Annotated in this window: 25 protein-coding genes and 3 pseudogenes; 14 read left to right on the forward strand and 14 right to left on the reverse strand. The window is 53.8% G+C overall.

Annotated features, from left to right (window positions below; all coding sequences use genetic code 11):
* Window positions 1-615 precede the first annotated feature (615 nt).
* Together ACK1VC_RS06570 and ACK1VC_RS06575 are read left to right on the forward strand one after the other, a co-directional pair.
* Window positions 616-2,346 (forward strand): ATP-dependent nuclease, encoded by a 1,731-nt coding sequence (locus ACK1VC_RS06570; RefSeq protein ID WP_191087638.1) that lies wholly within the window; start codon window positions 616-618, stop codon window positions 2,344-2,346.
* A complete protein-coding gene (locus tag ACK1VC_RS06575) occupies window positions 2,336-3,754 on the forward strand; it encodes a UvrD-helicase domain-containing protein (RefSeq protein ID WP_191087637.1) in 1,419 nt (472 codons plus the stop codon). The genes ACK1VC_RS06570 and ACK1VC_RS06575 overlap by 11 nt, the downstream gene beginning before the upstream one ends.
* Window positions 3,755-3,971: 217 nt before the next feature.
* Here the strand turns inward: ACK1VC_RS06575 and ACK1VC_RS06580 are convergent, their stop codons facing one another.
* Together ACK1VC_RS06580 and ACK1VC_RS06585 are read right to left on the reverse strand one after the other, a co-directional pair.
* Complete coding sequence (locus ACK1VC_RS06580) at window positions 3,972-4,205, reverse strand: DUF7706 family protein (protein ID WP_191087921.1); 234 nt, start codon at window positions 4,203-4,205, stop codon at window positions 3,972-3,974.
* Between the two features lie 208 nt (window positions 4,206-4,413).
* Window positions 4,414-4,659: a hypothetical protein gene (locus ACK1VC_RS06585; RefSeq protein WP_191087636.1), complete on the reverse strand. Its 246-nt coding sequence runs from the start codon at window positions 4,657-4,659 to the stop codon at window positions 4,414-4,416.
* Between the two features lie 229 nt (window positions 4,660-4,888).
* On the opposite strand from ACK1VC_RS06585, the gene ACK1VC_RS06590 reads away from it, so the two are divergent.
* Window positions 4,889-5,284, forward strand: coding sequence for a helix-turn-helix domain-containing protein (locus ACK1VC_RS06590; RefSeq protein WP_191087635.1), 396 nt, complete (start codon window positions 4,889-4,891; stop codon window positions 5,282-5,284).
* Between the two features lie 48 nt (window positions 5,285-5,332).
* Here ACK1VC_RS06590 and ACK1VC_RS06595 read toward each other — a convergent pair whose 3' ends face one another.
* Entirely contained in the window at window positions 5,333-6,670 is a 1,338-nt protein-coding gene (locus ACK1VC_RS06595; RefSeq protein WP_191087634.1) for a hypothetical protein, read from the reverse strand.
* A 258-nt stretch (window positions 6,671-6,928) separates the two neighbouring features.
* On the opposite strand from ACK1VC_RS06595, the pseudogene ACK1VC_RS06600 reads away from it, so the two are divergent.
* Both ACK1VC_RS06600 and ACK1VC_RS06605 read left to right on the forward strand, forming a co-directional pair.
* Window positions 6,929-7,025 (forward strand): annotated as a pseudogene (locus ACK1VC_RS06600) (hypothetical protein); the annotation flags it as partial.
* 7 nt (window positions 7,026-7,032) lie between these two features.
* Window positions 7,033-7,290 (forward strand): annotated as a pseudogene (locus ACK1VC_RS06605) (carbohydrate porin); the annotation flags it as partial.
* 174 nt (window positions 7,291-7,464) lie between these two features.
* Here ACK1VC_RS06605 and ACK1VC_RS06610 read toward each other — a convergent pair.
* Together ACK1VC_RS06610 and ACK1VC_RS06615 are read right to left on the reverse strand one after the other, a co-directional pair.
* Entirely contained in the window at window positions 7,465-8,361 is an 897-nt protein-coding gene (locus ACK1VC_RS06610; protein ID WP_449117883.1) for a hypothetical protein, read from the reverse strand.
* 261 nt (window positions 8,362-8,622) lie between these two features.
* Window positions 8,623-9,015 carry a carboxymuconolactone decarboxylase family protein gene (locus tag ACK1VC_RS06615; RefSeq protein ID WP_191087632.1) on the reverse strand — a complete coding sequence of 131 codons (393 nt, stop codon included), beginning with the start codon at window positions 9,013-9,015 and terminating at the stop codon, window positions 8,623-8,625.
* A 286-nt stretch (window positions 9,016-9,301) separates the two neighbouring features.
* Between ACK1VC_RS06615 and ACK1VC_RS06620 the strand changes: the two genes are divergently transcribed.
* Entirely contained in the window at window positions 9,302-10,258 is a 957-nt protein-coding gene (locus tag ACK1VC_RS06620; RefSeq protein WP_191087631.1) for a hypothetical protein, read from the forward strand.
* A gap of 140 nt (window positions 10,259-10,398) precedes the next feature.
* Here ACK1VC_RS06620 and ACK1VC_RS06625 read toward each other — a convergent pair whose 3' ends face one another.
* Entirely contained in the window at window positions 10,399-11,049 is a 651-nt protein-coding gene (locus ACK1VC_RS06625; protein WP_224372553.1) for a LysR substrate-binding domain-containing protein, read from the reverse strand.
* A 594-nt stretch (window positions 11,050-11,643) separates the two neighbouring features.
* On the opposite strand from ACK1VC_RS06625, the gene tnpA reads away from it, so the two are divergent.
* From tnpA to ACK1VC_RS06655, 6 genes and pseudogenes are all read left to right on the forward strand, one after another.
* Entirely contained in the window at window positions 11,644-11,961 is a 318-nt protein-coding gene (gene tnpA, locus ACK1VC_RS06630; protein ID WP_191087630.1) for an IS66-like element accessory protein TnpA, read from the forward strand.
* Window positions 11,958-12,293: an IS66 family insertion sequence element accessory protein TnpB gene (tnpB, locus tag ACK1VC_RS06635; protein WP_191087629.1), complete on the forward strand. Its 336-nt coding sequence runs from the start codon at window positions 11,958-11,960 to the stop codon at window positions 12,291-12,293. The genes tnpA and tnpB overlap by 4 nt, the downstream gene beginning before the upstream one ends.
* Window positions 12,294-12,344: 51 nt before the next feature.
* Window positions 12,345-13,871: an IS66 family transposase gene (gene tnpC, locus ACK1VC_RS06640; protein WP_191087628.1), complete on the forward strand. Its 1,527-nt coding sequence runs from the start codon at window positions 12,345-12,347 to the stop codon at window positions 13,869-13,871.
* Entirely contained in the window at window positions 13,856-14,431 is a 576-nt protein-coding gene (locus tag ACK1VC_RS06645) for a bifunctional diaminohydroxyphosphoribosylaminopyrimidine deaminase/5-amino-6-(5-phosphoribosylamino)uracil reductase RibD (RefSeq protein WP_224372506.1), read from the forward strand. Before tnpC ends, ACK1VC_RS06645 begins: the two co-directional genes overlap by 16 nt.
* Window positions 14,432-14,659: 228 nt before the next feature.
* Window positions 14,660-15,175 (forward strand): GNAT family N-acetyltransferase, encoded by a 516-nt coding sequence (locus ACK1VC_RS06650; RefSeq protein WP_191087627.1) that lies wholly within the window; start codon window positions 14,660-14,662, stop codon window positions 15,173-15,175.
* Between the two features lie 10 nt (window positions 15,176-15,185).
* A pseudogene (locus ACK1VC_RS06655) lies at window positions 15,186-15,542 on the forward strand (histone-like nucleoid-structuring protein, MvaT/MvaU family); the annotation flags it as partial.
* A 259-nt stretch (window positions 15,543-15,801) separates the two neighbouring features.
* On the opposite strand, the gene ACK1VC_RS06660 reads toward ACK1VC_RS06655, so the two are convergent.
* From ACK1VC_RS06660 to ACK1VC_RS06675, 4 genes are all read right to left on the reverse strand, one after another.
* Window positions 15,802-16,368 carry a hypothetical protein gene (locus ACK1VC_RS06660; RefSeq protein ID WP_449117884.1) on the reverse strand — a complete coding sequence of 189 codons (567 nt, stop codon included), beginning with the start codon at window positions 16,366-16,368 and terminating at the stop codon, window positions 15,802-15,804.
* 92 nt (window positions 16,369-16,460) lie between these two features.
* Window positions 16,461-17,639 (reverse strand): UvrD-helicase domain-containing protein, encoded by a 1,179-nt coding sequence (locus ACK1VC_RS06665; RefSeq protein WP_191087626.1) that lies wholly within the window; start codon window positions 17,637-17,639, stop codon window positions 16,461-16,463.
* Entirely contained in the window at window positions 17,632-19,290 is a 1,659-nt protein-coding gene (locus tag ACK1VC_RS06670; RefSeq protein WP_191087625.1) for an ATP-dependent nuclease, read from the reverse strand. The genes ACK1VC_RS06665 and ACK1VC_RS06670 overlap by 8 nt, the downstream gene beginning before the upstream one ends.
* A 248-nt stretch (window positions 19,291-19,538) precedes the next feature.
* Window positions 19,539-21,485 carry a PIN-like domain-containing protein gene (locus tag ACK1VC_RS06675; RefSeq protein ID WP_191087624.1) on the reverse strand — a complete coding sequence of 649 codons (1,947 nt, stop codon included), beginning with the start codon at window positions 21,483-21,485 and terminating at the stop codon, window positions 19,539-19,541.
* Between the two features lie 197 nt (window positions 21,486-21,682).
* On the opposite strand from ACK1VC_RS06675, the gene ACK1VC_RS06680 reads away from it, so the two are divergent.
* Together ACK1VC_RS06680 and ACK1VC_RS06685 are read left to right on the forward strand one after the other, a co-directional pair.
* A complete protein-coding gene (locus tag ACK1VC_RS06680; RefSeq protein WP_224372503.1) occupies window positions 21,683-22,282 on the forward strand; it encodes a hypothetical protein in 600 nt (199 codons plus the stop codon).
* Between the two features lie 405 nt (window positions 22,283-22,687).
* Window positions 22,688-23,485: a hypothetical protein gene (locus ACK1VC_RS06685; protein ID WP_224372495.1), complete on the forward strand. Its 798-nt coding sequence runs from the start codon at window positions 22,688-22,690 to the stop codon at window positions 23,483-23,485.
* Between the two features lie 104 nt (window positions 23,486-23,589).
* On the opposite strand, the gene ACK1VC_RS06690 is transcribed toward ACK1VC_RS06685, so the two are convergent.
* From ACK1VC_RS06690 to ACK1VC_RS06705, 4 genes are all read right to left on the reverse strand, one after another.
* A complete protein-coding gene (locus ACK1VC_RS06690; RefSeq protein ID WP_191087623.1) occupies window positions 23,590-24,231 on the reverse strand; it encodes an HAD family hydrolase in 642 nt (213 codons plus the stop codon).
* A gap of 47 nt (window positions 24,232-24,278) precedes the next feature.
* Entirely contained in the window at window positions 24,279-24,776 is a 498-nt protein-coding gene (locus tag ACK1VC_RS06695) for a hypothetical protein (RefSeq protein WP_191087622.1), read from the reverse strand.
* A 205-nt stretch (window positions 24,777-24,981) separates the two neighbouring features.
* Window positions 24,982-25,275 (reverse strand): hypothetical protein, encoded by a 294-nt coding sequence (locus tag ACK1VC_RS06700; protein WP_224372493.1) that lies wholly within the window; start codon window positions 25,273-25,275, stop codon window positions 24,982-24,984.
* Between the two features lie 12 nt (window positions 25,276-25,287).
* Window positions 25,288-26,019, reverse strand: coding sequence for a metallophosphoesterase (locus ACK1VC_RS06705; RefSeq protein ID WP_191087862.1), 732 nt, complete (start codon window positions 26,017-26,019; stop codon window positions 25,288-25,290).
* Window positions 26,020-26,180 lie beyond the last annotated feature (161 nt).

Consider the following 26,180-nt stretch of genomic DNA (forward strand, 5'->3'; position numbering starts at 1 on the left):
ACGAGCCAACCATTTACCCAGTCCAAGGACGATCAATCATGCATGTAGAATTCGATCTCAACGGAAACGATCTAGAAGCCCTTCTAAGGCACTGTGAAGCGTTTAGACCTGACAGCGGCGACCCTCGGGAGGATCAGCGTTTGGCAGACGCGCTAGAGGCTCTGGAGGAAGCCCTGAGGGATGCTAATGCATCACGATAATGCACCGGGCTGGCACTGGAGATCAATTTATCGATAACCAGGGCTAACGGTGCCCATCCCACTGGCTGAACATGCCGGGGTGAGCTCAGCCAACATAGCCGGAATTGGATGAGACGGGTGCAATTCCAGGCGGAGCGATTCACTCAAAAAAAATGTGGGAATCGCGGTCGTTTGTATTCAAAGCGTAAGCAGGGCCTACGGCCCTAAAAACCGATCTCCCTGAACGCCCCCCGCTCCATGCGGCAAGGCAACCTAAAGGCGAAAACCGAAAGGCAAAACCGGTATCACTCAGTGCCGGGAAAGGGATTGCACGAGCATGCAATCGGGCCGTGGCACCACCATGCCGTCATCCAAAATATGGCTATGATTCAGAGCGGAGCGGCATCGGGCTGCTCAGCATTCAGGAACGCAGCGTATGGCAAGGATTCGTCGACTTCAGATCGAGAATTTCCGTTCAATCCAACGCCTGGATTGGACTCCTGCCCCGGGATTCAATTGCCTGGTTGGCCCTGGCGACAGTGGGAAGTCCAGCATTCTCGATGCTATCGACCTCTGCTTGGGCGCCCGCCGCAACGCCCCCTTCGGCGACACTGATTTCTACCGGTTGGATGTTACCCGCCCGATCCTGATCACGGCGACCATAGGCGACCTGCCCGATGACCTGATCAATCTGGATAGCTACGGAGATTTCCTACGGGGCTTCGACCCTGTCAATCGAACCCTGGAAGACGAACCGCGCTTCGGTATTGAGACCGTCCTGACGCTACAGCTTAAGGTAGAGAGTGACCTGGAGCCACTCTGGCGGCTCTATTCTGAGCGTGCACACCAACAGGAGATTGAGCGCAACCTTGCCTGGAAGGATCGCGCTCGAATCTCACCAGCTCGTATCGGCAGCTACGCCAATACCAATTTGTCATGGAGTCGCAACTCCATTCTCAATCGCCTCACTGATGATCGGCCTGCTCTGGGCGGTGCGTTGGCAGCGGCGGCGCGGGATGCCCGCAACAGCTTCGGCGTACAAGCCGGCGCGCAGCTTGAACAACCACTTCAAATCGTCACGCAGACCGCCATACAGCTTGGGGTTCCAGTGGGCGCATTCACCCAGGCCCTACTGGATGCGCATTCTGTCTCAATTGGTGATGGCGCCATTGCCTTGCACAATGAGCAAGGTATTCCCCTGCGATCGTTGGGCACGGGGTCATCTCGTCTACTCGTCGCTGGGCTGCAGCGCCAAGCAGCCCAGGCAGCGTCTATCGCTTTGGTTGACGAGGTGGAGTTCGGTCTGGAACCGCACCGGTTGATCCGCTTCATGGATTCTCTTGGTGCCAAAAACAATCCTGAACCGCTGCAGGTGTTCCTGACTACCCACTCCCCAGTAGCCCTGCGAGAACTCTCAGGCCATCAACTCTTCGTCGTTCGCTCTCTCGCCAATCACCATGAGGTACTCCAGGCCGGCGTCACCGATGACGTGCAAAGCACACTTCGAGCAGATCCTGAGGCATTTCTGGCCAGGCGCGTGGTGGTGTGCGAGGGAGCCAGCGAGGTGGGGCTGATGCGTGGCCTGGATCAGTACTGGGGCACCTTGGGTTATCCCTCTTTCCTGGCCCTCGGTGGAGCATATGTCAACGTCAATGGGGGCAGTCCCGACAGGGCCTACCAGCGCGGCTCCGCACTGCTAAGCCTTGGCTATCAAGTGCTCGTCATTATCGACGCAGACAAGCCCGTGACCCCTGAAGTCCGGAACGCTTTCCTGGCTGCAGGTGGGCAGTCTGCGACTTGGGGACAGCAGAGAGCTCTAGAAGATGAGCTGTTCGCAAGCTTGCCGCATCATGCAGTTGATCGGCTGATTACCCTGGCGATAGAAGTGCGGGATCGTGACCTGGTGGATAGCCACATACGCGATCGCTCTCAGAATGCATTGAATCTTGAGGCGATCCAAGGGTTTCGGGAGCGAGGTGTTCCCTATGCTCCACCTACGCTAACCTCACTGGGCCAGGCGTCTCGCATTCGCAATAATGGTTGGTTCAAGTCAGTGACAACGTACGAGTTCATTGCCAAGAACATCATCGGCCCTGAACTGAACGCTTCTCACCAAAGCCTCCAAACGACCATCAATTTGATCAGGGGCTGGATACATGCCGCCTGAGATCACACTGTTCGATTTTCCTAGGGGATCAGTCACCGCGCCGGCGGGCTGCGGCAAGACCCAGCTGATCACAGATACCTTGGCTCAGCACAGTGGCCCCAAACCCATTCTGATCCTCACACATACCAACGCCGGAGTTGCAGCCCTCCGCGCACGGATGGCTCGGGCCAGAGTAGCACCGACCTCATTTCGAATTGCCACGCTTGATGGCTTCACCATGAAACTTATCAGCAGGTTTCCAGGCAGAAGTGGGCACAATCCTGCAATCATGCAACTGGCTAATCGAGCCACTGACTACCCGGCCATCCGCGCAGCTGCCCTCGGACTACTGAGGGCGAGACATCTTGATCAGGTATTGCGGTCGACCTATTCACATGTGCTGGTCGACGAGTACCAAGATTGCAACCAGGTGCAGCACGCCATCATCACCTGCTTGGCCGGCACGTTGCCGACGTATGTCTTGGGCGACCCAATGCAGTCGATTTTCGACTTTGCCCAGAACAGGTTGGTCGACTGGAATACCGAGGTTCTTCCGGAGTTTCCCGCTATAGGAGCGTTGACCACACCATGGCGATGGCGACTCGCAGGCGCGGAGAATTTGGGGCTATGGCTGCTGCACGTCCGGCAGCAACTGCAAGCTGGTCAGCCCGTTGATCTCGCTGCAGCGCCACCTGAAGTTGAATGTGTGCGGATCCAGGCAGCGACAGCTGATGCGCAGCGGCGAGCTGCTGCTATGACACCTCTGCGCCAAGGAGAGACTGCGCTTATCATCGGCGACTCAAGAAACGCCAGTGGCCGACAGCGCCTGACAAGCCAAACACCCGGTGCAACCACGGTTGAGGCTGTTGATCTGCCCGACCTCATCACCTTCGCTCAGCACTTCCAACTGACCGGGCCGATGGCACTGACTCAAATAGCGAACTTCGCCGGGAGTGTCATGACCGGAGTCGGCGTCAACCCCTTCCTTGCACGAGTCGATACTATTCGCAACGCTCGCAACCGCACCCCGCCCACGGTCGCAGAGTCCGTAGCCGTAAACTTCCTCGTAGAGCCAACCTATCCAAGGGTGATAGACCTCTTGCAGCGACTTTCCGAGCAGCAGGATTGTCGCGTGTACCGGCCTGAGATTCTTCGCTGCTGTATCGCCGCGCTACGGATTGCGGCCTCTAGAACTCATTCATTCTATGAGGCCGCCATCCAGATCCGAGAGCGCAACCGACTCCAGGGTCGACCTCTTTCACGCAGGGCAGTCGGCAGCACGTTGCTGCTGAAGGGCCTAGAAGCGGATGTAGCGGTGATTTGGGAGCCTGACGAAATGAATGCCAGGAATCTCTACGTTGCAATGACGAGAGGCGCTAGACGGCTCGTCATCTGCAGCCAGAACCAATTCCTCGGACACCGGAGGTAGATCTGAGTGAATGCCGACCGACAGCCAGAAATGCCTCCGTCATTACCCTACCCACCATCTCCTCCGACATGACCGTCATGGTGAGCTTCACGCCCCTGTGCCGCCGCTGCACTACCGGGTGAAGTGCCTGGCGTAATCCAAACTCGCTGATCTTGCGATGCTGAGAAGCTCAACCGAGGCCTGAAGCGCCCCGGCGTTTGGAGTGATCTCGAAAGGATCAGTGTGGCGCATAACCAGCACGGGCCAGGCCACCCTGCAGCTTTGCGACAGCAGCCCAGATTAGATGGGCTTCGTAATCATTCATTGCGCACTCACGCACCTCACTCCAACTGAGCCGTTTGAAGAACTGGGCTAATGCCACAGTTTCCTCGTGGCTCATTTCGGCATCCGCCTGACGGCCCTCGACCTCGAAGGTCACGGTGACATCTCTGTGCTGGGTCAGCTTACTCATAAGGGGGCTCCATTTATGCCTAGCGCCAGTCTGGCGAGGTTAGACAACGAGGTTGTTCAATAACTTAATTGGCCACTTCCAAAGCGCGTTGGCCACAGATGCCTGTAAGGGGGGTGTACCAAGCCCTCACCACGAGAGACTGTAGGAATTAAATGCAGACGTCGTGATTAATTCGCATGAGCATAAGTACTCGATGGCCTACCTGCATTCAGCCTAGGCCGGATTGATCATGATGATTCAGAGAGCTCATTTTGATGAGCTTCGCCTCCGCTGCTCGTAGCTTTGCTGTGACGCCAGACCACATCACCACTAGGGTCGAGATCTTTTCACGGCTCGCCTGCAGCTCATCCCCCAGTTCCGCAAGCTCGCTTTCGAGCAGGTCGCAGCGTTGCTCAAGGAGTTCTTCGCGGCTGAAAAATGGTTCGATGAGTCTGTCACTGGCGTGGTCGTGCATACGCTATGAGCCCTAAATGCGATAGGAGTACAAATGTTCTCCTGGAAGAATAAAGGCGACCACTGTATATTTCAACAGTACCTACTCAACCACTGAGCGGTTTGATCGACCGTGCTGGTATGCTGAAAACCGACTCCGCTGGAGGGCGTAGGCATCAAATGCTGGGATACGGGCACCAAGGAAGATCCAGAATCATGCGTGATGATCATCTCGATGCGAGGAAGGCCTCATGGCACTGAAGTCGTCATTTGCTGTCGTGCTGCGTGCGCTGCGCAGCAAGCGGAATATCACCCAACGTGAATTCGCGGATACAACGAGCAGGACATACCTGTCGAAGCTAGAGAGCGGAAAATCCAGCATCACCTTGGACAAGCTGGAGCAACTGAGCGAACGGCTTGATCTTTCGCCGCTGGCGTTGCTCGTTTTGACGGTTAGTGAGGAGACCGGTGAGCCAGCGGCAGCTTTACTCGACAAGTTAAGGGTCGAGCTGCGCGAACTGGCCCGTGATGGAGGCGTGCCTGGCCTTAAGGCATTGGTACCCGTCCCCGAGGTAACTACATCTCCAACCAGGATGCAGCGCCGACCTTCCAGACCGGCTGCCGGGCAAACAGAGCTTCCCTTCTAGGCTGATGCCTTGAAGATGCCAGGCCCCTTCTGTTGACGCTCATATCGATCAGCTTGGTTGATTCTGAGTGATCAGTTCTACCCCGTTATCCAACAGTTCCCGCAGAAAGCTATCTCTGGGTTGTGTAGCCTGGCTCGCGTAGTGAACGACCGCTGCCGCGATTGCTGCCGCCAAACGTCGTGCTTCAACACGCTTGAACGTTGAGATTTTTTCCATGCTCTCGCGTCCATGGATGAAGGCGCTACGCAAATCGAACAGCTCGGTATAAAGGCCAGCAGCTGAAGCATCGTCCAGGATCGATGCCACTCGTGCCCCCACTCGTCTGGTGGCCCACCATCCCGGGTGGTGAAGATTCCGGGCCCTACGATCGTGATCAGCATGAAGCCCCAGAGCAGCCTCAATCGTCGTCATATGAGCCATGAACTCATCAATGCCGTCGGATAGAAATGCCCTCACCAAAAAATGCATGATCGGTGGTTTCAGCAGATCGGATCTGAGGGCGGTTTGGAACCTGTTCCATCGCTCCTGACAAAACTGAGACATCTCGCGCTCCGCAGAAGCTGTCAGCGGGAACTCGATAGGACGCTCTGTTTCAACACACTCTCCGTATTCATTTGTGTAGATATGCGGCTGCCATGCAAGGGAATCTGCGTCAGGAGGCGGCGCCGGCGGGACGAACAAGTCATCGTTCCGGGTGTAAATCCAAGGCACTCGGAAGCCACGCCAATCTATCTCGTTCATCGTTGACCATCGTTCCCAGGGAGCTAGCAGTAGGAAAAACAAAGCTGTCTCAACCGCTTGGGGAAAGCGGCCTTCGTGGGGGTCGATAGCACCATTGTCCCTATCCATGAACCCGAAAAAATCCGGTAATGCGCGCCTCCCGGCGCTTTCCGCGACAGGCCGGTTTTCCTTGACCACAAGCCAGTGAAATTGCGACAGCCGAGCAGCTTCGAGCGAGCGTTCTGGATAGTGCCTGGCGAGCCTAGGCAGATCGAAAAGCGCTTCGAGATCCGCTTTACTGAATCGCTCAAGCTTGATCGGGCCGAATTCGAGGGATGGCAAATCCTCTGCGTAATCAAGCGGACAGATGTGCGTGTAGCCCGCGTGCGTCTGCCTGAAGGCTTTATCGATTGCCTTTGCAGATACCACTACATCGCCAATGTTTCCCTGGCCCCCTTGAGCCTGTAAGCACGGGGCGCCAAGAGACCTCAATGCATGATTGAGTGCGAAAGTACGCCCAAGATTACGATCTCCTCCCTCGTACAGATCAGCGCAAACCTGCTCAAGCCGCTTGAATTCAGGTTCTGCAAAAACTCCATTCTGAGAGCTGCGTATGCTCCACAGATCACACATGGCTTGAAAAAGCCTGTCATCAACCTCTGCCATTTCAGTCCTCCATTGACTTCGCGCTAGATGTTACCACTCACCTCTTCAATGGATTCAAGCTAGGTCTAAACAGCCAAGTCATGCGAGCGTCAGCGCGCTCACGGCCTTGGTAGGCCCCGGTCTTGGCTCGTTGCTGAAATTAGCTTCGTATTTAGCGAAGCCTCCCTTTTTAAATGCTCAATTTCTCACTGCTCCTCATACGGGCATGCTTAACCACAAACATTAAGTGGCAGCGGAAATGAATCATCACATTGTTATCGTAGGGGGCGGCTGGGGCGCACAGGACGGGCACAAATCACGCTCGTAGACGCCAACCTCACCCACATCTGGAAGCCACTGTTCAAGCTGGTGGCTGGGTTCGCCATGACCAGGTCTCGGCCCCGGGTGGAACACGCAAGCTCGACAAATTCACCTTCGCGCCGACCTGGTCACCCGCCGGGCCAGACTTCTGGGCTCGTCCGGAAATCCGTCTGTACTACACCTACGCGCTGTGGAACAAAGAAGCTCAAGCCGCCGCGTCCGAGCTGGTAGCTGGATCGGCCTTGTCGAACACTGGTGCCTTCGGCACAGATAGGCATGGCTCCAATTTCGGCGTACAAATCGAATACTGGTGGAAGTGATCCCTAAGACTGAGCCGTGAAAAGTCACCACCAGGTGACCAGCAAAATAGGCCTGGAAACGCCATTGATTTTTGTGGTGGATTTCCAGGCATATTATTTCTAAAGGAAATTGTTACTCAGAAAGCCCATGTGGGCAGTCCTGAATAGGATCAGCTATCTCTCCAGATCCGCATGTTACTGACCTGATCGGCGCAGCGATTTATCCGACCCAGTAACTTTGCCGGAATTCTTTTGGACTTCCCTACGTATTTGCTCCTGATTAACCTCGTCCATAGCGGCTTTTGATTTCAAAAACCCCTCATACTCCCACTCTATGTAGTCCTTTAAGACCTGCGGAATATCTTGAATTTTTCTCACATCAAGATCGCCGACCTCAAGCTTCGTCGCCTTGTTGGTTTCTTCGAAGCCCCAGCCAGGACTCAGAATATAGAAGTAAATGAAAGGCAGCTTAAAAACCGCAAAATACCGATGGGGGTGATCAAAGAATCTTATGTCTTGAGATCCAACAGAGCGTTCTATCCCATACGTGTGCGCTATGGGAAGCCCATAAAGTGGTGGCTCCCCGTAGAAAGGAGCAAAACAAATGGTAGAACCACATCGATTGTTCAAAATATCTTGTTTGGACGCTTCTAAGAAAGCGTCTACAACTGCCTTATCTTCATCTGTTCGATTGTTCCCATCGTCCTTGGTAGTGAGCAAAGCCCGCCAAAAAACAGACAATACAGCCAGTTTTATTTCTTCGCTAATTACCACTACTGAATTTTGCTTTCGGTAGTTTGCAATTTTTTTGAACAGACCCTCGGCAAGTTTTTTCTCCCAGGCGGAAAGCTTCCCTTCGCAGCCCCCGCACAAAAGATGTTTTTTTGGCCCATCCTGGTGTCGGACATTGACGTCCCTTGTGTCCCTTATGAAATTTGTACTTGACGTCTGTTTGAGCCAGTCATAAGCAAATTTAGGAATGCTGTGAGATTCTTTCAGTAGAACATTTTTGCCATCACACAGCGCGCAGTCTCCTACGACACCGCCCTCTGCTGCCACATCCAACTCTTTCTCAGTGGTGTTACTTTCCATTGGCGAAATTTTCCCTTGAGTCCTATCTGTTGAGGTTCGCTAAAGCCAGACATCTGCGTTGCTAAAGCAAGCAGTGGTGGCATGAGACGTCTATACCTAGTTGCCGAAAGTAGCTGAAGAGACATGACGATATCAGCTAGCCATCTTGGAGGCTAGGAAACCGAGGGAGCAAGCGGCTTTTGCAGGAAGGGAATACTTCGAGGGGCTACAGAAAGGCTAAGAGCCTGGAGCCGACGATATCGACTCCAGCCTATGGAAGTGTTATCGAGCGCCGTGCTCTTCTTCCCAAGCTTTGATTGCATCACCAGCAACGCGGAAGGCAGCCAAGGCCAGCGGCACGCCAGCGTAGATACCCGCTTGCATCAGGACGGCACGAATTTCGTCCTTCGTTACGCCATTGGTCAGAGCACCTTTGACGTGAACACTGAGCTCATGGTGTTGGCTCATGGCGGTCAGCATCCCGATGTTCAGGAGGCTGCGGGTCTTGAAGGGGAGCGTGTCATCACCCCAGATGGCGCCCCAGCAGTACTCGGTGACGAGCGCTTGCATCGGTTTGTTGAAATCGTCGGCGGCTGACCAGGAACGCTCTAAGTGGGCAGCGCCCAGTACAGCTTTACGGTTGTTGAAGCCTTTTTCGAACAGTTCGCTGCTCATGGTATTTCCTCTGTAAATGCAACGCTTTGAAGCGCCTGATGCGACTGTGTTTGGGTGTATGTAGCCCGGCTAGAGCATCCAATACCCGCCATACGTAGAACGCGCTGCTGTGAACTATTCAGGTAGGCGCATAAAAGTCCTTAGCGCAGGTTCGGTGGCGCCGTGTACATTACGCCCCCCCTGTTGGCGGGCCACCACAGGCCAAGGCTTGTAGTGAACAACAGGGGTTACCAAACCCGGCGAATGGACGCTGGTTGCTCAATTTTTGACTGGATGGGTGACTCACATGGATCTGGATCAGATGCGACAGAACGCTCGGCATGCTGCTGCAGCGCGTATTTTTGCTGCTATGTCTTCAGAGGAAAAAAGCGAGCAGTTGCTCGCTCGAATCCAAGGACAATCCGATGCCCAAATCGATTTCGGTGCACGCTATGAGGGAGTGCCAGCTGACCAACTGGAAATCTATCGTGCCATGGTCAGAGGCCAAGACAACGCGTTCAACCAAGAGCTCAGCCTTGTCCACAATCTGCTGCAACCTGGTGATGTGATTCTCAGCACGGGAGACACCTTCGGAGCTAAAGTCATTACCAAGGGGCAAAAATTCGGCTATGAGCATGCGAGATCAAGCCATGTCGCGCTAATGCACGCAGAGTTCGTATGCGTCGATGCGATGCCCAGCCTGGGAGTTTCCAATAGGCTAGTGTCGGAGGTGTTGACTGATGTGAAGCCCGGTTGGCGTGTAATCCGGTGCAGGAAACTGGGCTCAGAGCACATGGACAGAGTCTATCAGGCCTGTGCATTCTACTTGGCACAACCCTACAAAATCCTGCCGTCTAAGAAGCCGATGAAAGCTGCTGCATATTGCTCGGAGCTAGCGCGGAAGGTCTTTCTCCACACCGGCATCACGGGTATTGGCATTCCTAACGACCGCGTGTTGAGCCCGGGGAAATTTGATGAATTAGCTGACAATCATCCCCAATGGGAAGATGTCACCGAACAGGCCAAGCCTGCGATCGAATTCTGTATGAAATACCCCAAGTTGATGGGCATGACCACTCGACTCATGACCGAAGGCCTCAAGCTAAACCGGAAGCGCTTCGAAGAAAGAAAAGCTCAGATTAAGCAAATCCAACTGGCGGCCAGCAAAAACGCAATTTCCAAAGAAAAGGCGAAGGAACTGATCAAATCCATCCGCGAGATTGAAAACACGATGAACCACAAATTCTGGGACTACACGAAGTAGTTCCGGCTGGCAGGACATCTATTGACAAGCGCTGTAGCACAGCGACCGAGTGCATGATTGCCGTCGATTGGGCCTACACCTGGCGCAGTCGAACCCAGTGAGAATATCTACACCGTCCTGATGTCCTAAGGGCAAGCCGCTCACGCCTGCGCAACTATCCTGGCACGCATCATGTTGATGAGCTCACGCAGGCCCGGCGGCATTTGACGCCTCCCAGGGTAATACAGGTAGTAAGGCGGCTCTATCGGCGCCCAATCCGCAAGCACTACCTGCAAGCGCCCGGTATCGAGATACGCTCGGATGCGCTCCTCGGGGCAATAGGTGATGCCTCGATCGGCCAGTGCCATCTGTATCCCAAATTCGGTTTCATTGACACACAACTGGCCTGGCACATCGATCACCCGGTGATCACCCTCTTTCTCAAAATCCCACCGGTAGATGGTGCCCTGCCCTGTTCGGATCTGGATGCACTTGTGATTGAGGAGGTCTTCCGGGGTTTCCAGCCGAGGGCTCTGATTGATGTACCGTGGTGACGCGGCGGCAACCCATCGGATACGGTCACTGATCGCTACCGCGATGAAGTCTTCCGGAATGGTTTCCCCGTACCGCACACCTGCATCGAATCCTGCAGCGACGATGTCCACCATTCGGTCATCAATCGCAATTTCAACGGACACGTCAGGATAAGCATCCAGGTAAGCCGGGAGGTGCTTGGTGAATAGCAACCTGGCGCCATCGCTCAGAACGTTAATGCGTAAACGTCCAGATGGTCGATCACGATGCTGATCCACTTCTGCCAATGCACCTCCTATCTCCTGAAAGCCAATGGCCAGACGTTTCGCCAGGGTTGTGCCTGCTGCCGTCGGTGAAACAGTTCGATTACAGCGCTGTGAGCGATGAGTTGGAAAGAGGGTTGCTCGTACAAGCTGGCGGCATCGAATGGAGCACTCAACTGGAGATCCGCTCGTACTGCTCGCTCTTGAACCAGAACCCTACGATGAGAAGCCTCTGGGATACGCTGGATAACGCTTCGCATGGAGCGGATCACTTGTGAGTTTCCTAGAGCTCAATACGTCCTGCCCAGTACGGAAAAGACAGCTCATGCTCCTCGTCGAGCAGTTCCCTAGACTTTAGACATGTGATCCGGCCCTTTCCGATTCCCACAACCTGTTGCAGTGGCATGCACTCCAGTTGACGCACTGATCATGGCTCAGCAGAGCAGTCGATGTATACTCAGTGATCAATCACTAGAGGTGCTATATGTCCCGTCTCGTGGAATTTAGAAGTAAGCGGCCGGCGAACACACCTTCAAAATCCCAGTATTAAGGGCGATGGTGTCCGCGTATTTTTAAGCGGACGCGATCACCCTTATCGCCAGGATATCCATGCGCCAACGAAGCTCTTACCCCAAACCATTCAAAGCCCAAGTCGTCCAGGAATGCCTGCAACCCGGAGCGACGATTTCCAGCGTAGCCATCCATCACGGCATCAACGCCAACGTGATCCGCAAGTGGCTACCGACTTACCGGGATCAATCGCCTGCAACCTTGCCGGCTTTCGTTCCGGTAAAAACGGTACCAAGGCGAGCATCAGAAGAGATGGTGACCATCTCGCTGCCTCTGGGTGATAAATCCATCACCGTAAAATGGCCAGCCGCAGATCCAGATGGTTGTGCGCGCTTTATTAGTGGCTTGGCCCGATGATTCGCGTTGATGCCATCTGGCTCGCCACCGAACCCATGGACATGCGTGCCGGCACTGAGACTGCATTGGCTAAAGTGGTCGCGGCGTTCGGTGCGGCGAAGCCGCACTGCGCTTACCTCTTTGCCAACCGTCGGGCCAATCGGATGAAAGTCCTGGTGCACGACGGGGTCGGTATCTGGCTGGCGGCACGGCGCTTGAACCAAGGTAAGTTTCATTGGCCAGGCCTCCATCGTGGAACGGAGGTCGAACTCGACCCCGAACAACTCCAGGCGCTGGTACTTGGATTACCTTGGCAACGAGTCGGTGCGGGCGGCGCAATCACATTGCTTTAAATGCTGCCTTTTAGCTGAAGCAGTCGGGCTGCTTTGGTAAAATCCACCCCCATGACTTCCTTGCCCGATCTCGACCAAATGACCCCTGAACAACTGCGCACACTGGCTGCGCAGTTGATGTCCAAGGTCGACACCCAGAGCCGAAAAATCCATCGTGACGAAACGATTATCGAGCAGCTCACTCACGAGATCGCCATCCTTAAACGGCACAAGTTTGCCAAGCGCAGCGAGCAGATCAGCCCGGCGCAGGGCAGCCTGCTCGATGACCTACTCAATACCGACCTCGAAGCCATTGAGGCGGAGTTAAAAGCCCTTCATCCCGCACCCGCGCAGGCGGAGCCACGCCAACAACCCAAGCGTGCGCCGTTGCCACCGCAGTTCCCACGCACTGTGATCCATCACGAGCCGGACAACACCCAGTGCGCGTGCGGCTGCCAGCTTCAGCGCATCGGTGAAGATGTCAGCGAGAAGCTGGACTACACGCCGGGCGTGTTCACCGTCGAACAGCACGTTCGTGGGAAATGGGCCTGCCGGCAGTGCGAAACACTGATCCAGGCCCCGGTGCCGCCGCAGGTGATCGACAAGGGCATCCCCACTGCCGGCCTGTTGACGCACGTGATGGTGGCCAAATTCGCCGACCACCTGCCGCTCTATCGACAGGAAAAGATCTTCGGCCGTGCCGGCCTGGCCATCCCGCGCTCGACGTTGGCGCAATGGGTGGGTCAAACCGGCGTACAGCTTCAGCCCCTGGTCGATGCGCTGCGCGAAGTGGTGCTGGCCCAGCGCGTGGTTCACGCCGATGAAACGCCGGTACAAATGCTGGCGCCCGGCGAGAAGAAAACCCACCGTGCTTACGTCTGGGCCTACAGCGCTACGCCGTTTTCGGCACTCAAAGCTGTGGTCTACGACTTCAGCCCCAGCCGTGCCGGCGAACATGCGCGTAACTTCCTGGGCACCTGGAACGGCAAGCTGGTCTGTGACGACTTCGCCGGCTACAAGGCCAGCTTCGAACAAGGCATCACAGAAATCGGCTGCATGGCCCATGCACGCCGCAAGTTCTTCGACTTACATATCGCCAATAAAAGCCAGTTGGCGGAGCAGGCGCTTCACTCGATTGGCGGGCTGTACGAAGTCGAGCGGCATGCCAAGGAAATGAGCGACGAAGGCCGTTGGGGATTACGCCAAGAAACGGCGGTGCCCATCGCTGAAAAACTGCATGAGTGGATGTTGGCTCAGCGTGAACTTGTGCCCGAGGGTTCGGCCACGGCCAAAGCTCTGGATTACAGCCTCAAACGCTGGGTAGCGCTGACTCGCTACCTGGAAGATGGTGCTGTGCCCATCGACAACAATCAAATCGAGAACCTGATCCGGCCATGGGCGCTTGGGAGGTCGAACTGGTTGTTTGCGGGGTCGCTGCGAAGCGGCAAACGGGCGGCGGCGATCATGAGTCTGATCCAGTCTGCACGACTCAATGGGCATGATCCGTACGCCTACTTGAAAGATGTTCTCGTGCGTCTGCCGGGGCAACGAGCAAGTGCAATTTCGGAGCTGCTGCCGCATAAATGGGTGCCTATGTAGTATCGCTGCAAGTAGATAGTTTCAGGGCTACAGCGATACCTAATTCAATGTGCCAAGATTCGGCCACCAAGAATGAGTACCAATCGAATATGCCTAGTCTTACCTCCGATGCCGGTTTCATGCAGCTTGCTCTTGCCCAAGGGCGCTTAGCTTTACCTGACTGCCTTCCAAACCCGCCAGTAGGTTGCGTGCTGGTAAAAGACAACGTGGTGATCAGTCAAGGCCATACACAGGCACCTGGGCTGTATCACGCGGAAGCGATGGCGTTGAGCCGATTAGCGAATGACTGCTCCGGGGTGACTGCATTTGTCACGCTTGAGCCATGCTCTTTTCATGGCCGAACTCCGTCATGCGCTCGGGCACTGATACACAGCGGGGTTGATAAAGTTTTTGTTGGGTTGCTTGATCCCGATCCAAGAAACTCGGGAGCGGGCATAAGAATGCTACGAGATGCAGGCATTACAGTTGTTGTCGGCTTACTGGCGGAGGAAGCTGCTGAAGACTTAGCTGGTTTTTTGGTAAGCAATATCGATGAATCGTCGGATCGCGACGATCAGTAAATCGTTAGCACCTCATCGCAAGGTGGGATGTCCGGACAGTGACGAATTTTCCAATTGAAATCTGTGATCTTTTTTCTGAGTGCCGTGTAATCGATATTCAACACCTTCCAGTCGCAAAAGCTGTATTAGCTGGACGTCTTACGATCTATCATCAGTACACAAAGTTCTAACGTGTGCCCCCCCACCTGCGTAAAATTCATTCCGTCGCCGTCTTGAGCGCTCAAATCCATGTGCCCAATATCTGATCCTGTAACAGGCGAATTTGTCGACCCATGTTGCGTTTTCACCCCCTACGACCTCGCACTAAGACCGTTCTGTATTCGTGATCATGCTCAGCTTGAGCGGTGGGCCGAGAACATACAGAGCTCGGGCTACATGGCGAGGTTCAAACCACATACCGCAGCCCTGGCTTGGAATGTCATCGTGTGTAATGGGCAGGATGTGGGGGCGGTCTGGCTGGAGCGTACCGAACACTCCGATGAAGCACGGTTGGGTATCCTGCTGGGGGAGCCCGCGCTACTGGGGCGTGGCATAGGTCGAAGAGCCATCCTCCTTACAATCGAAGCGGTGACCCGTGTTCACCCGTTGCTGTTCATAACATTGAACGTCCGGGAATCGAACGAACGGGGCATCAGGTGTTATGAACACTGCGGCTTTCATGTCACCTCCATGTCGGAGCGAGGAGAGGTGGGATCGACCTATAAAGTCATCACCATGAAGAAGAGGATTTCTAGAGCCATCTAGGTGCGTTCCCCGGACGCTTACATTTAGAAAACTCGAACAGCAACTCGCTCAGCAGCTCGCCGAGCTTGAAAGCCTCAAAAATGACGAAGGTCTTAAGAAAGAAATTGAGTTTGAAAAGAAATTGCGAGCGCTACTCGCCGAGTATGGCTTTAGCCTTCGCAATGTCATTGACCTGCTGGATCCATCGGCCTCGCGTCGCGCTGCCCCCGGTGTAGAGAAGACCTCCCGCAAACCACGGCAGGTTAAAATCTACAAAAATCCGCACACTGGCGAGCGCGTCGAGACCAAGGGTGGCAATCATAAAACCCTCAAAGAGTGGAAAGCCAAGCACGGCTCAGAAACTGTGGAATCTTGGGTCTCCCACTGATCGCCAGCACAGGCACTCTTGCCGCGCGGCACAGCAGGGGCAGCACTTGGGCTGCCTCTGGACTTTCAAATGATCAACCTAAGAGGCACCCACGCGCCACACTTCAGCTAGTGAGCGGTTTGATTATTGCTAGAAGGAGGTGCGCTGCCCTCGCCTGCCTTCATAGTCTCCACTTGCGAAATCGCCAGCACCGATAGCCCACCCTTGGTGGTAGCAATACGTCCTAGCGCTCCAACCACCTAAAGCGTTTCCGGATTTATCAATCGTAGGGAAATTCCTGCTCTGGATGGTTGCTCTGGGTCTCAACGGTCTCGACCGACTGGATCGCCTCGGACGACTCAGATTTCTCCTGATTCACCTCAGGGCCGAGGCCATAACGAGCTCCAATCTCCCCGGCTACCCTGCGGTGCTCTGCCGTGGACTCGTGAAAATGGACCTCAGTTTGGAAGGCCGGCCACTGACCGGCCTGGCGGATCAAATGAACCATTTCGGCTTCTACTGTTTCGACGTCGATGCAATTGCCCTCAATGGAATCGGTATGACACCAGATATCCATGGCTGCCGTGGCAAAATGCCTACGCCATGCGTAACCGTGGTAGCCATTTTTACCGTCAGCCTTCCACCCCATACGTAGACGGTTTCCCATCGACTGTTTGGTCATTCCCACGTACACAGGATACTGATATCCCTCTGCACTGATCACGTAGAGCTTTGGTAATGCAGATGTGGCCAGGCCAGAAAATTTCTCTTTCTTGAGGGGGCACAGAACTTTAAATGTCGTCGCATCAAATTCAAGCGTGTACCGCCCCAAATAGATCATTTCCATACGATTTCCTTCACCATGATCAGAGTTTCAGAGCACCAGGTTAACGTCTAACCCGTAGAGGCTGTACCAATGACTTTTCAGCAACAGCCTATTTAGACAGCCGCCCCGCAACCGACTGGTGGAATTCCATCCCAAACAGGCATCTGCATCTTATCTATCAATGCATCATCAACCACAAACGCCAAGCTATAGCGTGCACAGGTGATCGCCACGTACAGCTTGTTTCTCGACTCTTCCGTTTTGTCCTTGTCGAACGCCGTATCATCACCGCCCAGGTACTTGAGATGTTTCTCCGGTGAGACAATCAGTACACGGTCGAAACCAAGCCCTTTGCTTGAACCAAAGGTGTGACAGGACAGATTCGGCGGCAGGTAGCCCTTGCCCATCAACGATGACCACCGCAACACTTGGGGCTTAAACGTAGCGAGATAATCGCTCACCTGCGATGGCTTGATAACAAAAGCACCGTAGTGATGCGAGACCTCATCAGGAACTTTCTCTACCTCTGACTTCGTCTTCTCATAGAGGCCAGGATGGATCGTATCGGATAGGTCGCAGATCTCCTGAATGCATCGTCGATTCTTTGGCAACGAACGTGGTTCGAACTTCAAACTCTGGAAATACTTGATCTTCTCCAGCGGCGTCTGAGGCGCTTTTTGGCCGAACGTGGTCGTGTAAATCGTTTGACGGAAATCGCCAACGCAGCAAATTGAATCCGGCATCACCTTACTCAGCGCTTTGATGACGTCGTAATCCCACCCCACCAAGTCCTGAACCTCGTCAAAAAAGACTCGCTGATAGATGTCCTTCAACCGCTTGGCCGGGGAGTTCTTCGACGCAGTCGCAATTCTCGACGCTAGTTTCGCGAGTAGGCCTGTGTAGGCTTTCGTCTTACAAGAGGTCAGGTAATGAAGCGGGTTGAGGTCGCTACCGATCTTCTCTCCTCTATTCGGATACCAATTCTTCGTACCCGGCCTCAGGTGAGGGTTCTGCTCCGTGAACATTGTGGTAGCGATACGCTCAGAGAACACAACGTTTTGATAAGGCCTCACCAGATCTTCCAAGTAGAACGTGAACAGGCCTTTGACGACAAAGTCATCACTGCTACTGCCATACACCGCCACGAAGCGAGAACGCAGCTCCGCTTGGTTGCTCGTCGTGTAAGTGACGACCAAGACGCGCCCACCCGCCTTGATCACTTCGATAGCGTCTTCAATGATTTTGTGGGTTTTGCCCGACCCGGCTCCGGCGATCCAGAATTCATTAGCCAAAGTCGAACACCTCATCCAGAAATGCCGGATACTTGAAGTCTAGGCTCCCATCAAACAGCTTGATTGCCGAATCGACCTTGCGCGCACCCTTGCCATTACCCTTCACACTTCGGAACCAGTCGATCAGAAATTCCCGCCGCTTATCTAGGCCGTCCACCTCCATGCAGAGGTTATAGGTTTGCTTCGAGAGCACCGCCTTAGCGAAGGCATTCAGCGTTTTCAAGTCAGTCGAGTTGGCATGGATCATCGCGGGCTCAAGCGAGAATTCCTCATCTTTGCCTGAGGAGACGAGCTTGATATTTGGGTAGGGCCTGTAGACTTCACGGGCCTTCACGACGTTGCCCTGGCAATCACCATCGTTATCCCTGAGCACGTTAATCCGGGTGCCAATCTCCTTGCCTACAGATATGAAGGTATCGAATCCGACCCCGCGTACCACAATGATGTCGATGCCGTCCTGTTCTGGCAGGCGATCATGCTTGCGGTAATAAATCTTCTTGAGCACCAACTCGTCGGAGGGCCCCTCAACCAGGATGACCTTACGCGACAAGGCCACGCGCAACGTGTCATAGCCTGGCAACCGCTTGAGGGTTTTGACAACATCGGGATCCAGCTTGTGAAGACGCTGGTAGCCCGATTGCACAAGGCAGATCTTGTCGATGCTCAGCTTGTTGAGCACGTATGAGCTGTGAGTCGTCAGGAACAGCTGTTTGGTGCCACGCTGCGTCTCGATGTAATGCACCAGCTTGTTGAGGTTGGTGTGCGAGAGATGGTTTTCCGGCTCCTCCATCATCACGAGGTCGATGTCCTTCGACTTGTTCTGAATGGCGAGTTTGATCTGCACATTGCTCTGCTCACCTTTCCCGATAAACTGGAATGGCACATCATCCACCTCAAGCTGCAGCCCGGTCTGGATAGACCCAGCTGGCAAGGTGCTCGCTGCAATGGAGAGCTTCTTGTCAGTGATCAGGTGCTCTGCATCTAGACCCGCATTGACCGCTTTGACCTCACCCGATTCGTTGAACACCTGCTGGTTCTCGCGGTAATTAAGGGTCAGCTTGATTAGCTCTTCCTTGTCCAGCGCGGTGTTTAGGATGGTCGAGATGTATTGGTTTTTCCCCAGAGTGGGATGGATGCGGGTTGGATCGATGTACAACGCCCTGAATTTCTTGGCCACCGCTTTGATGGGGTTCCACCCGAAATCCAGCCACTCCAGCTTGTAGAACTCGACCGGAATGCTCGTGAAGTTCGGCTTCGTCTTCAGGTGTTCGGCATAAGCATCCTCAAGGGAGGCATCGAAGCAAGCCTGCACCGTGACGCCCTGAGCATCCACCTTCAAGAAGTTGTTCGCGCCACGATAGTCAGGCACGCCCTCGATGAACGCCTCGATGACCAAACTAGGCAGGTGCTTGGCCGATTTGTCGGAAGCCAAGAACTGCTGGACAGAGTCCGTATTAAAAATGTCTGGTGTGAACTCGGTGCCGAAGGCACGGCCACGGTAACTGTAGTTAAGAACGATTTCCAACGCCTCTAGAATCGTACTCTTACCAGCATTGTTATCGCCGACAAAGATATTCACGTCATCGTTGAATTCAAGATGATCATCTTTGAATTTCTTGAAATTGGTCAGCTTAATCGATTTAACGCGCACTCTAAGTCCCTCTAGGCACCGCCAAGTAATGGCCCAACGCCATCGTCGCAAAGACATTACATTGCCGTTCTGACAGTGTCTATCCGAGACTAGGACTCGTCCCCCAGCGTTGATGCAAGGCATCCTTCGCGCAGTGCGCTCCTACACCATACTGCTATATGCCCCTAGGCTCTAATGCCAAAGTCGACTATGGGTATGCAGGATAGCGGATGGGGGCGCTAGCCTGCCTAGGCTCTATGCTGAGCCGATTATTCCTCAACAGGCGTTAGAACAGCGGTTGGATACAGCACACGGCCCGCAGGTACAGCAAATCGGGCGTTAACACTGACCAGTGGTTCGACCGTCATCTCTAGCGCCCAAAGCGGCGTTGTAAGACTGGTGGAAATGTCGTCCAAGAGGTCTTTAGTTCGATAAGCCGCTCGATAGCGGCTATACCAGTCATGGTTCTCAGGTACAACGTCCACCAAGATCTCACGCCCTTGCAGTGTGACCGAAGTCAAAACCCGCTTCTTATCGGACTCGTCCCCTGCCCCCTCCTCAGGTTCCGATTGCACAATGATCATGCGCTTTTGGTCATCGCCAGGATAGAAGAAGAGATTTGCATTCGCCTCGTCCAGCTTCAAGCGAATGAAGGCACGAACATCCTCATATCCTTCTTTTGCAACAAGTGATAACGGCTTCACAATGGATCCGGCCTTAGCCGTTTGCCGCAGCGCGCCCTGACTATCGAAGTAAATTTCGTAAAGAATGCCTGCAAGAATGTACTTCGAAACCGGCTCTGGAAAACGCCTCAAGCTGTTATCAAGGTTGGCAATGAAATCCATGGCCTTCTGTGCGTTTCCACAAGCCGCTTGGTAAATGTTGCGCCCTAGGACAAACCACGAGGTCGCCGGAAATTCTTTCTCTGATATCGATGCAAGCTTAGTGATGGCGGGGTTCTGAATGTACCAGTTGTGCGATCGAAGCGAGCTGATGATCTCGCTGAGCTCATCAGGCCCATCCGACTGATACTCAGCATCGCGCAAACCAGTCATTTGAATGGCAAGGCTTAATGCGTTAGCGAGAACTTCATTGGCCTCAGGCGCTGCCTGAACAGGAGCACGAGGTTGTTCCGGCTCAGCCTGCGCAGGTGCTTCAGCAGCCACCTCTGGTGCCTCCGGCTCTGCGACAGCGGCCTGCTCTTCGACAGCTTCGGCAATTGGCTCTTCCGAACCGGCTATGGTGACCTCTGCCGCAAGACCGTCACTCGCGACCAACTCGATCTGGATCGCGGCAGCGAGCTGTCCAACTACAGTTGGATCAGTTTTTGACAGGCCTTGAACCAGTGTCGAGAGGGTACAAATCTCAACATGTTCCCGACCTACCTCCTGCTTAAACTCCGATACCAGTCGGGGGTCAATGATCTTCAGGACTGGCGCTGTGTTGGGAACCGGTCGCCTCCCTTTTCGCCCTTCGTCAAGACGCTTGGCCGGCGCATACACCCAGTCGGACTTCTCGTCATTCGTCAAAAACAGAACGTGGGTGAAGTCTTCCCTTCGAGTTTTGCTGTAGCCAAGAATTTCCAACCAGATAATCAAGTCGCCCAAGCGATTTTCCGGCTTCGCCTCGTCCCTGAATCCGGGCGGTAGGCGGTGCTCAATCCGCGAAGGGCCTTCCTTCGCAGCGCGATCACAGATCTGGGCAATCGGGGAGTCCAAGACAACCGGGCCTAGAAAGGTTTCAATCTCAGCATGGATTTTGTCGGGATCAAATTGGTGCTTGAAGGCTTGAGTGAACGTACTGAGCTCGTTGATAGCCGCTCGAAATCCTGCCAGATACTCAGCACGGGAGCCTGTGAAGGACGTGGATCGTAACACCGCATCATCGACAAAAAGCGACGCAGTATCGAGCATCGCCTCTAGGGCCTTAGCCTGCTGATCACCCTTACCCTTAGGGGTATAGGAGCTCAGCTGGTTTTCTCTGACGCGCGCCAGGTACTCGCCTGCGCACCACGCAGGGAGGTAGAAGCGGTTTTCACTAATCGCCACGGCGGCCCAATCAAAGAACTCCTGCCGAGCTGCCGCATGAAGCTTGAACAGGTAGGACAGAATATTGGTGTCAATGAAGATGAGCGTGGTGGGCGCCTTCGCCAGATCCGCCAGCTCTGTGAGGAATTCGTCCTTGGTCTTTTTCAGCTGGTTCAACCCGAGCAACATTGCAGAGTCCTTGGCATTGGGATCGGCAGATCATAACCATCCTCGCGGCGTCTCGCCATCGGTGTTGCACCCGCCTCTGCACGCACAAACAAAGGGCGGGCAGCCCATCGCTTGATCTCTTGAGCGAAGCGGGTGAAGCTTCGAAAAACCTGAACGGGTTCACATTCTCGTACACCGCTTCTTACAAGGACGAACGCATGCCTGTCGTACAAAGGGTACTTCTGCCCGACACCAGCCTAAGCTTCGAGCACATCCTGACAGGGGTCAGCGTTGCGAATCATCTCTGCGAGACATCGGGCGCTCTCGACGCCATCTTCCTGGTGCCGGCCAAACCATCTCTCGTCACCGGTGACCTCCCTAAGGTACTGGGTGCGGGCGTGTATGACGCGCTGGTCAAAGGAAAGCCCGTGAAGCTTCCTTGCGGCGCACAGATGCGCTGCGAAACCATGAAAACCTTGCAATGGGTCACCAAGCCAGCCGTCTTGATTGCCGTGTTTGCCAACCAGAATATGATGGACAAGGTCGATGCACTGCAAAACCTGGCAGCAATTGTGGCTGTCCCATGGACACCAGATGCAGTCGACAACTGGACAAAAACCTGGTCACCCAAGATGCTGGGTAAGCCGGCAAAAGCGGGAAAAACTGCCAAACCTACCAAGCTGATCGCCGACCCAATTGTTGAGCAGGCCATGAAGTCGCTCACCGCCATGGTCAACCGGGCCCACAACACCCTGCATCCCTCTGACGAGGATCAGGCCAAACGCATTCTGCGGATCCTGCGCGCACGTGATCACTAGGAGCCTGCGCAGAACATCAAACTCTGGGCAATCAAGAATGGCTGGCTGCCCAAAGCAGCTGAGCGGCTAGAGGTCTTGGCCGAGAAAGCATTCGCCTTGCGTACGAAGCCGAAGCTCGAAAATCCGGAGCATGCCGAGCGCAGCTATCAGCGTTGGACTGAAACTGCAGAAGCATGATTACCTCTACTGCGGAAAGGAAGAGCAGTCACACTACCAATTAACGCTGGCGCTCTTCAGGATTTGTACGGGGCTTTGTTAGTATCGAGCCCCATGCTCCCACAAATTTTAGAAGCACAGCCAAAAGAGAGCATTGTATTTTTGAAGCAAACCACTAGCGATTAATTTGTAGGCTGCCAGCTTTGTGACTTATGGATTCTAAATCCTTGCAATTATTAAAGGTGATCTGTGGATTTTGATATTTCCTTTGTACATCCAGCATTTCCAGCGGAATCAATTTCACCAAATATACTGGTGAGTGAAGGGCTGGAGCAGTATCCGGGCTTTCAGGGCACAGGATTTTTCTGCGTAAAAAATAATTCATTATTTTATTTGACTGCACGCCACTGCCTGACCAAAGATAATTCCGTAGACATTTCCAATCTGGCTAAATTCTTGAGAATTCCGTTTTCCTCCTCAACAGATTTAGATCGCAGCACTGTACCTTTTGATTGCGCCTACTCAGTTATTCATAACTCTGAAGATTTGCCAGGGGTATATTTGGATGCGGTAGCATTTAGGGTAGCCAACTGGATATCACCTGAAAAGAGAGAGCTATTGATGAAGCGAGCAGTAAAGCTTCCTCCAAGTGGTGAGTGGTTTCGCAAATTTCTGAATAGCGTTCAGGCCAAAGCATGTTTTGAAAGTGGTGCCGGAATAAAACTTACAGGCGCTGGCTTTCCACTTGATGATGAATTTACAGTAGCAGAATACTCAGATAACGACAATGAATTAGCCGTGATGCGAGCAACGCCTGTAGGCTTTAAAGGCGAGGTAGGGCCAGGTGCATATGATGACAGAGTAAAGCTTAATAATGTCACATGGTCAGGGACTACCAACGGACTAAGCGGATCGCCTGTTTTCATCCACTTTAAAAAAAACAACGAGCCTTCATACGCCCTAGTAGGGATGTTCGTCACCGCCGGCGGTGGGACGGGGCAAATGATGACTGTAGATTTTCTATTGAAGCTATTTGAGGCAGAGTAGCATAAGAGGTACATCAGGGCATCATGAGGTTTTAATGGGTGAGTCATCATAAATGAGACTTTAGTATCAGATAGGACAAATTGTTCACCAAAATCTCAAGTGTCTTATTTGTGCAATCCTCGATGCTCATCAGCGGTGACGGTCTGAACAAACGAGATCAAATCCCTGTAGGGCCCCGCTCCGTTACGATCCAGGTGATAACCCGGGATCCCAAAGGCACGCGGCCCGTGCTCGTCACACCGCCTTGAATCCCCGATCATCAGCACCTGCATAGATTCCACCTGCTCCGGCAGAACGCCGAGCATGTTGCAGATGCTGCGGTACATACCAGGGTCAGGTTTGAGCATGCCTAACTCAGCACTCAGTGCGTACCCATCAAGGCCAGGGAGCAGGCTCCGTGCTTTCGAGCAATACGGCCCGGCAAGGTTTGAACACGCTCCGATTTTTACCCCATGCTCTCGCAGCAACTCGATCGCGATCATGGCGTCATCGAAGGGCGCGATGGATTCGAGCTCCAGCTCAAGCATGCACTCCAGATTGGCCAGCTCAGCAGAGGACAGACAGATTCCAAATGCCTCAGCGGCTTCGCTGATCCCACCATTGAAAGCCATGATAGCACGCATGTCTTTCGAGGATGCAGCGCGGCCCTGCTTCGCCCCGATACGCAGCAGTTGCCTATAGGGGTTCTGGCGGTTCCGGATTTCGAGGAGCGTACCAAATAGATCAAAAATCACTGCTACGGTCATTTATTTTCTCCTTATCGGCACGCAAGCCTCACTGTCCAAACTCGCCGCTATCGCACAATCACTCCATGGGTGGCGAGCTCATTTATCAACGTGTCCCGGCGCAGCATGCGGGGGATTTTAAAGAGACTTCTGTACGCATAGAAGAGACAGAAAGGTGTAAACAGAAGCCCGATGCCAAATGTGGCCGTCCCGATGATCACTCCCGCTGGAATTGCCGCTACGGCGAAGACGATCCCTTTGAGAATACTCGATCTGGCAACCAGACGCAGGTGATCAAGGTCATACTCGACCTTGCCATCCGACTTTTGGAACGCCACTAGAACGATGCTTTTCTTATTCAAATGCTTGTAATACCAAGTCCTAGGCTTATCCGTAACAATTGCACCGTGCCTCTTCAAGTAATCTAGCATGCAAACTTCTTTAAAATGAAAGGTCTTCCCTTCACTGTCTTCACATCGAACCTGGTCATAGAGCGTGTCAATGTCAGCAGAATTTTTAATATTATAGTTCTTGACTGTTAGTTCAATCTTCTTGAGCTCGGACATACCGTTCCTTAGTAAGAGGTGTACTTATACCCCTGTTCGACAGAGGATATTTGCCAGAAAAACAGGCACGTGGACTCGCCAGATCCATGCTCTGGTGGTCAAGGCCAGCTTTTTCAAATCAGGTTGTTAGGTTGACTGCGGTTCACAGAGTGAAGAGTCGCAACCGTTCAGAAAATCAATTGTTCAAAGCCCTAGGAAACAGAGGTCATACAGGAGCACCTGCGTTGTCAGGCATCGCAGACACAATCACGTAGTGATCCATTCCCGACAGGCTTCGTACCAATGTAAAACCGCCCTTCTGCTCCACCACATGAACCTCCGGTGTCACGACGGTCATGCCATTGCTACTGATACCTGACAGATCGCAATAGACCAGCGCAGTGAAGCGATCACCCACTCGCGCCGCGTTTAGCAGATAGGCGTCAACCGTAACTCCCCAGCCAACACCGGCTGCCTGTACAACCTTCGGTGGAAGTTCGATCAATTCACAAGCACTCACGCTCTCCATCCCTCATAAAATTTCAATTAACTTTTTTGGATCGAACCCGCAATCTTCGCCGGGATATCCGCGTTGATTTGAGAGCAAGCGGCAGCCACTCAATACAGTGTCGACGGAATGATGGGTGTGGCCGAACATCCAATAGTCTGCCCGCTCCACTAAAGCGTGCCACCTGTTGAAATAAGCCGCGCTGAGATGCCCATCTTGTTCATCCCCGGCGACTTCTGGAATTGGACAGTGATGAGTGATGACAAACGTCTTGCCATTAAATTGATGGCTCAATTCGCGATCGAGAAACGCCCTGGTGGCCTCGTTCTTAGCCATCAAATCGTGAGGCCGCAGTCGACGGTAGTTCGAGTCAGCTCTGATCATTCGAAAGTCATTCATCTCCCGCGCACAGGTCTTTGACGCGGCAACCCAATCACCAGTGCTTCCGAAATCTGTCCAGCCGGTGGCAACCAGGAACCGCACGTTGCCCAGGATCAGCGACTCGTTCTCCATCACGTGCACGTGGGGAGCGGCAACGGCTTTCATCTTTTCGACGGTTCGATCGAGATGACCTTTGTAACGCTCATGGTTCCCAACGCAGTAGACGACTGGAGTCGTGAAGGTCTCGTTTGCCCACAAAACGCCTCTTTTTTGAATGCTGATATCGCCAGCGAGCACAACTAGGTCTGCCTCGACATCAGGGGGGTCAAAAGGCTTGAACTCGATGTGGAGGTCGGAGTAGATCAGTACTTTCATGGGCTGGTGATTTTGGCCTGGCTGCTGGAATGCGCTCGCTGGGTCGAGACCCGATTCGTTGCACGCCGGAGCTGAAATTCGGTTTAAACGTATATTGATAAAACCCGCTTGGCAGAGGGGCCCGCTGGCGAAGAGTGCCTCAATGTCACTTGCCATGACTA

This window comes from Pseudomonas sp. XP2 (assembly GCF_053557975.1).